This window comes from Cyanobium sp. T1G-Tous, from assembly GCF_024345455.1.
Taxonomy (GTDB): domain Bacteria; phylum Cyanobacteriota; class Cyanobacteriia; order PCC-6307; family Cyanobiaceae; genus Cyanobium_A.
Genome location: NZ_JAGQBD010000050.1, coordinates 1 through 5,488, shown reverse-complemented (window position 1 = coordinate 5,488; position 5,488 = coordinate 1). Strand labels below are relative to the sequence as shown.

Annotated in this window: 7 protein-coding genes and 1 pseudogene; 4 read left to right on the top strand and 4 right to left on the bottom strand. The window is 51.2% G+C overall.

Translation table 11 applies throughout. The annotated features are described in order from the left end of the window. Positions 1–1,119: 1,119 nt before the first annotated feature. Both KBY75_RS15240 and KBY75_RS15235 read right to left on the bottom strand, forming a co-directional pair. The gene (locus tag KBY75_RS15240) at positions 1,120–1,488 is read right to left on the bottom strand and encodes a hypothetical protein (RefSeq protein ID WP_255024566.1); all 369 of its coding nucleotides are present in this window, start codon (positions 1,486–1,488) and stop codon (positions 1,120–1,122) included. A 422-nt stretch (positions 1,489–1,910) separates the two neighbouring features. Beyond that, entirely contained in the window at positions 1,911–2,309 is a 399-nt protein-coding gene (locus KBY75_RS15235) for a hypothetical protein (protein ID WP_255024565.1), read from the bottom strand. 925 nt (positions 2,310–3,234) lie between these two features. On the opposite strand from KBY75_RS15235, the gene KBY75_RS15230 reads away from it, so the two are divergent. From KBY75_RS15230 to KBY75_RS15220, 3 genes are all read left to right on the top strand, one after another. Continuing rightward, positions 3,235–3,543: a transposase family protein gene (locus KBY75_RS15230; RefSeq protein WP_255024564.1), complete on the top strand. Its 309-nt coding sequence runs from the start codon at positions 3,235–3,237 to the stop codon at positions 3,541–3,543. A 33-nt stretch (positions 3,544–3,576) separates the two neighbouring features. After that, positions 3,577–3,753 carry a hypothetical protein gene (locus KBY75_RS15225; protein WP_255024563.1) on the top strand — a complete coding sequence of 59 codons (177 nt, stop codon included), beginning with the start codon at positions 3,577–3,579 and terminating at the stop codon, positions 3,751–3,753. Between the two features lie 209 nt (positions 3,754–3,962). Continuing rightward, a complete protein-coding gene (locus tag KBY75_RS15220; RefSeq protein WP_255024562.1) occupies positions 3,963–4,343 on the top strand; it encodes an ISAs1 family transposase in 381 nt (126 codons plus the stop codon). A 78-nt stretch (positions 4,344–4,421) separates the two neighbouring features. Here KBY75_RS15220 and KBY75_RS15215 read toward each other — a convergent pair whose 3' ends face one another. Together KBY75_RS15215 and KBY75_RS15210 are read right to left on the bottom strand one after the other, a co-directional pair. Beyond that, positions 4,422–4,700 (bottom strand): IS3 family transposase, encoded by a 279-nt coding sequence (locus tag KBY75_RS15215; RefSeq protein ID WP_255024561.1) that lies wholly within the window; start codon positions 4,698–4,700, stop codon positions 4,422–4,424. 26 nt (positions 4,701–4,726) lie between these two features. Further along, the gene (locus tag KBY75_RS15210) at positions 4,727–5,023 is read right to left on the bottom strand and encodes a transposase (protein ID WP_255024560.1); all 297 of its coding nucleotides are present in this window, start codon (positions 5,021–5,023) and stop codon (positions 4,727–4,729) included. A 58-nt stretch (positions 5,024–5,081) separates the two neighbouring features. Between KBY75_RS15210 and KBY75_RS15205 the strand changes: the two are divergent. Next, positions 5,082–5,354, top strand: a pseudogene (locus KBY75_RS15205) (transposase); the annotation flags it as partial. Positions 5,355–5,488: the final 134 nt, after the last annotated feature.

The window sequence follows — 5,488 nt, the reverse complement described above, 5'->3', positions numbered from 1 at the left end:
ATCTTGAGTAATAAACATATCAAGAGTTGAGCCTGCCGCTTTTATAATGGCGTGAATCTTTCTAAGGCCAAGTAGATGTACTTGTGCAAATGCTGACAGGGTTTCTAGCGTATTTTGTACACTTTTGTTTTCTTGTTTTTCGACAAATGCCCCTGAGCCAATTTTATTCATTCCCATTGCTTAATTCTATTTTTTTAATTCTCGCTCTTTAGGGAATCGTTCTTGACTATCCTCTTGATATCTTCACAATCTGTATTATGTGAGGCAAGGGATTTGACTATTTGAAGCTATCACGGTGACTGCCCGGAAAGTTGACCCCTCTGCTGCCATTTAAGTACCTATTGCAAATGTAGCGGTTTCTGCTTTTATTTCTGGAAGTGTTGTCTTGATCAAGACTACTTCTTTAAGATGCCACAGTGGGTCGTTCGGCTCCATCGACGGAGATTCAATTTGCGTGCTTTCCCGTAAGCCCGGTCAAGGTGTTGGCAGATTCCAACGGCTTGACCGCAATGGCGCTGATGAGGCGTCACAAATATGATCCCTCTGTGCCGGTGGTTGTACGAGTCGATGAACGCGGCGACCCATTGGCCAGCATGGTCATTGCTGATGAATGGGTTGCTCGGGTAAGCGGGCCGGTACTTTGCCGTCCGGAATAGTTCGGAGTAGGGGTTGTCATTCGAAACCTGGGGCCTTGAGAACGATCGCAATACGCCCAGCCTCTCCAGACGCGCCTCCAGCGTTGCAGCACGCAACTCTCGGAGAGTACTGCGGCTATGCGTGCCTGGTCGCGGCATGGAGAACTAGCTGCTGCTGGCGGCCCTTGCTTATCCTTTTGCGCAGGCAGGCCCGGCAAACCAGATCAGTTGCAATGACCGGGTCTTCTCACTCCTTAACATCTCAGGCCACGACCTTGCGGCTCCAGACGTCGATAACCAACTATAGGTAAATCCAGATGCCTTTGACACTTGTGTGCAGATAGGTCATATCCCATCTCCAGAACTGATTCGGGCCTGATGCACGCAATCGTGGAACCGTTCTGGGCTCATGTGGTGGCCGTGCCCGGCCTGGCGATGGGGCTGGCCATGGCAGTGCAACACCCGGTAGAAGCTGCGCTCTGAATCAATTAATAAACCTCCACCGGCGTGGTTTGGCACCATCTGCCCTGGCGGGCAGAGCAGCAAATTCGGGTTCTTTGCAGGTCAGCTGGATCTGCAGGTGCTCCTCATTTCTTAGCGGCTGGTCGACATGGTGATGAGTGTCTGTACGGTCCTTGATATTGCCCCAATCACTGTTGAACTGCCTGCGCAAACGCTCCAGTGTTGTGAGCCCCATGTCTTTAAGCCTGGCCAGCTCAATCATTTGGGTGCCATCAGCGATTCCCATATCAAGGATCTGTAAGGTCTTCCAGCGATCATCCGACGAAGTCAATCGTTCCAGGCCTCTCCCCAAAAAGCTTGGGTCTTGTTTGCGGTAATCAATAGACCCCATGTCTGCGAGAGGGCCCACTCTTTGGTATGCAGTTCTTTTGCAACCTTTTGATCTCATTTTGGTTAGTTCCCGGATGCAGGCAGCACCTTTTCCTGCAACCGCCACCCCTTCCCCAAGATGTTGGGGGCGACCATGTGAATGCCAGCTCCTATGATTTCCGAGCCACGCTAAATCGATATGACTGGCTCATCGGCCTCCTGACATCAGCCTTAAGTGCTTCGTTGTAACGATTAACGAAATGAATGGCAAAGGGTTAGGCTGCTGGTCTGCTAAGGTTATTCTGTTATGGAATTAACTTAGGGGGAAAGAAATGAGAAGCTTGAGAAAAGAAATCACAGGCTTGTTGTGGGAATCTTTCTGCAGTTTTGCGGGTTCATATTTTGGCTTCCCCCTAAAACCTTATTGATGATAGACTTAATCTCTTAGTTTTGAATGACACCTTTTAAGGGGATTCCAGCTAGTGCAAAACGAGCTGAATACAGAAACAATGTTATGCAGAGACAATTAAGAGCAAACCTTAATTGTTCGTTGCCAATTATTAGCAGGGCGATGTCAGCTCCCTGAGTTTTGACAATTGCCACATATGATCTTGATGCGCATACGAAAAAGTATGCCGCGACAAGGCTAAAAATGTCTACTACGGACATGATGATGAAATAAGAAGGCAGCACACGGGTCGCTTCCATGTAGAGCAGTGGGAAAACAGCATGCGACAGATGATAGAGGCTTAATAAAATTAGTGGAATTGCAATTAGATTGCATTTTTTAGCCAACCCTTTGAATTGAGCGTTGTCTAAATTAGAGAATTCAAAAGACGTCATTTAATTTGAATGAATTAGTTGGCTTTTGTGGAGTGGGCGAATGCAGGATATCAAAAATTATTTGACAATTTATCTTAATACAAAATCAAAGTTGGCGTGGAAATAGGAGGATCGAACTAGGATTAACAATACTGTTGCCGATGACCATGTAAATGCTTTCTGTAATTGTTGGCCTCCGGAAGCAAGTAAAGCAAGATCATTGTTTTCCGTAGTCACGATTAAAGAGTAATTAGTCGAAGCTCTTTTAAACGCTATTGCCGAAAAAAAGCATGAAATAATGACTATTATGTTTAAGGCTGAAAGCAATATGGATGATGTAAAAATTTGCCTTCCGAATGATGTCGCAATCCCTGCAACATTGACAAGTCCAAAAATTGTGAAAGCGAGGACAGCAAGGGATGAAGATTTAGACAGGTTTTTGAAATTACTGTTTTGACTCTCAGAAAACTCCACCATTATTAAAATTTAGAACTTCTGCAGTTTAACGTTTTTTCAATGGACAAGCCTGGGATCGGCCTAATGTTCATAAAAATTTATCTCAGTTTCTGGTGCTTCGTGCCTGTCCTTGGTGTCTTTGATTGAACCCTCTCAAGCAGACGCGCTTGTTTATTTGGGATTTTCGTCATTAGGTCGACTTCGGGTTGGCCAACTTATCTACGATCTAATTGCCTTGGTTATGACATGTTACAGCTGATTGGGCTTGATAAACAGGTCTAGCTGCTTCAGCTCAGCAGAAGATTGAGTCGGTGGATCGGCTCCATTCCTTTGTTCCTATATGTTTCTGTTGCGGCAACTTTTAGGAACGATGACGCCTCATAGCCGCCTTTTCAGTTTGCTTGAATCCAGGACCGCCTAAAAGGCTGTCCTAGTAATTCTTGCTGAACCTGTCAGCATTGGGTTTGGTCGGCGGGTCTATCCGCTTCCCTTGCCCCAAAACTGTTCTGCTGCAGGTGATCTGCTTGCACCTGCTGATCTGATCAGCTTCCTCAAGGCGATTCCCGATGGACGTTTTAGGCGTGGCGTCCGTTACCCCCAGTGGTTCCTGCTGCTGGTGGCTGTGCTCGGAATCCTTAGCGGCTGCAGGAGCTCACGCGATCTAGAGGCCTTTGCTAAGCGGCACTTCAAAGTCCTGAACCAAGCCTTGGGACTGGATTTCAAGCGTTGGCTCTCAGATGCCACTTTCCTGCACCTATTCAACAAGGCCCACCTGCAGCAGTTCGGTGAGGTGCTCTAGGCTTGGATTCTCAGCCAGATCCCCGGTGGCACAGTGGGTCTCGACCAATTGGTGTGCGACGGCAAGACGTTGCGCGGTTCAGCCATTGAGACCGAGGACGGCAACCATCGGTTCGTTGCCCAGGTCACGTTGTATGCCCGCGCGCTTGGTGTCGCCTTGGCCAAAAAGGCTTACGACACCCACGAGTCCAGCGAGCGAGCCGCCCTCTAGCCGCAGGCTTCTGCGGAGCAGTAGGATCTGCTGAGCGGTCTGGAGCTTGAGGGGGTAGTATTCCAGGCGGATGCGCTGCATTTGACGCAGTCGTTTTTCGATGCTGCCTCGACCAGGGGGCTGACGTCTGCCTTGCGATTAAGAACAACCAACGCGCCCTGCGCCGTCAGGTGGCCTGCCAGTTTGAGGGATAGCGTCACATCCCCTTTGTGGTAACGGATCACGAGAAACGGCACGGCCGTGACACCATCTGGACGCTGATGGCGAAAGAAGCTCCCGATCACATCAAGGAGAACTGGCCAGGCAGCGCCTGGATCGTGGAGGTGAACGCCGACACGACCACGTGCAGAGGCAAACGGGAGCTCAGGCAGCACCTGTTCATCACCAGCCTGAGAACAGCGCCAGAAGCATTGCTGCGGCTTATCCGGCAGCGCTGGAGCATTGAAAACGAGTGGCACTGGGACCGCGATGTCCAGCTCGGCGAGGATGCCCATCGCTACGCCAATCGGAATGGCGTCCCGGTGTTTGCTTTCCTGCGGACGGTGGTGATGAACCTGCTCAGGCGCGGTGGGTACCGCTCAATCCGCTAAGGGTTTCGTGAACTGGCCTACGACATCCAAGGGATGCTGGCCCTGGGAGGCGTGACGATGGCGGCAAAGGACTCTTGATTAAACTTTTAGGCAGCCCTGGGGCCTTTGCAGACCTTCCTCACGCCAGATCCGTTGTACTCGCTTGTGATTGACGTTCCAGCCATCAAGCCGCAGCCGCCGGTAAACCAGGCGCCGGCCCCAGCGAACATGGCGGCGGGCTAGCTCACCGATCCGCTGTTTGAGCTTCTGCTCCTCAATATCTGCCAGCGGCACAGGCCGGCGCTGGGTATTGCGGTGTTGTCCCGCCAACTGGCAGGCACGCCGTTGAGAAACCCGGAATCGATCCTGCAGAACCACGACGGCCCTGCGACGACGCTCCGGGCTTAGATGTTTCCCTCGGCAAGCTCCTTGAGCATGGCTTTATCAAGCTCAGCATCCGCCAGAAGGCGCTTGAGGCGGTTGTTCTCCAGCTCAAGCTCCTTGAGGCGTTTGGCCTCAGTCGCCTTCATCCCGCCATATAGTTGCTGCCAGCGGTGATACGTCGGGGCTGAGACCTCTAGAGCCCTACAGACATCGGCGACGGTTTGGCCTTGGTTAAGCAGCTGCTCCGCGGTCCGCAACTTGCGGATGATCTGCTCGGGGTTGTGGCGTTTGCGTTTCGTGGGGCTTCTCCTGGCCAATTCTGGCCGGTAGGGAAGCTCTCATAAGGTCTGGTTCAGTTTCTGGGGTTTACGTCACTGGCAGCCCTTGCTTGATCTGATCGAGCCTGTTTATCCAAAAGTCAGCAGCAAAGGAGTCCGTCCGCCCTATCCATTGGCCACGATGCTGAGGATTCACCTGGTGCAGCAGTGGTACAGCCTCAATGATCTAGCTATGGAAGACGCTCTGATCGAGGTTGCGACCATACGCCGCTTTGCAGGAATCGAACTGATCAGCGACCGAATCCCTGATGAGAGAACAATCTTGGCGTTCCGGCATTTGATTGAGAAGCACGACCTCGGCCAAAAGATTTTAAGACGGTAAAGGCCCACCTGAAGCCCCCTCTGCCAGGAAAGATGACGCCTCTCCATCTCGACCACTTTTTCCACCAGGGGGCTTGATGGAGCAGAGCAATGCGTCGCTACAGCGAGGCCGTCAAAGCTGAC

Coding starts and splice junctions, on each gene's coding strand:
- KBY75_RS15240 (WP_255024566.1), bottom strand. CDS start 1,488: ATGGGGTCTATTGATTACCGCAAACAAGACCCAAGCTTTTTGGGGAGA.
- KBY75_RS15235 (WP_255024565.1), bottom strand. CDS start 2,309: ATGACGTCTTTTGAATTCTCTAATTTAGACAACGCTCAATTCAAAGGG.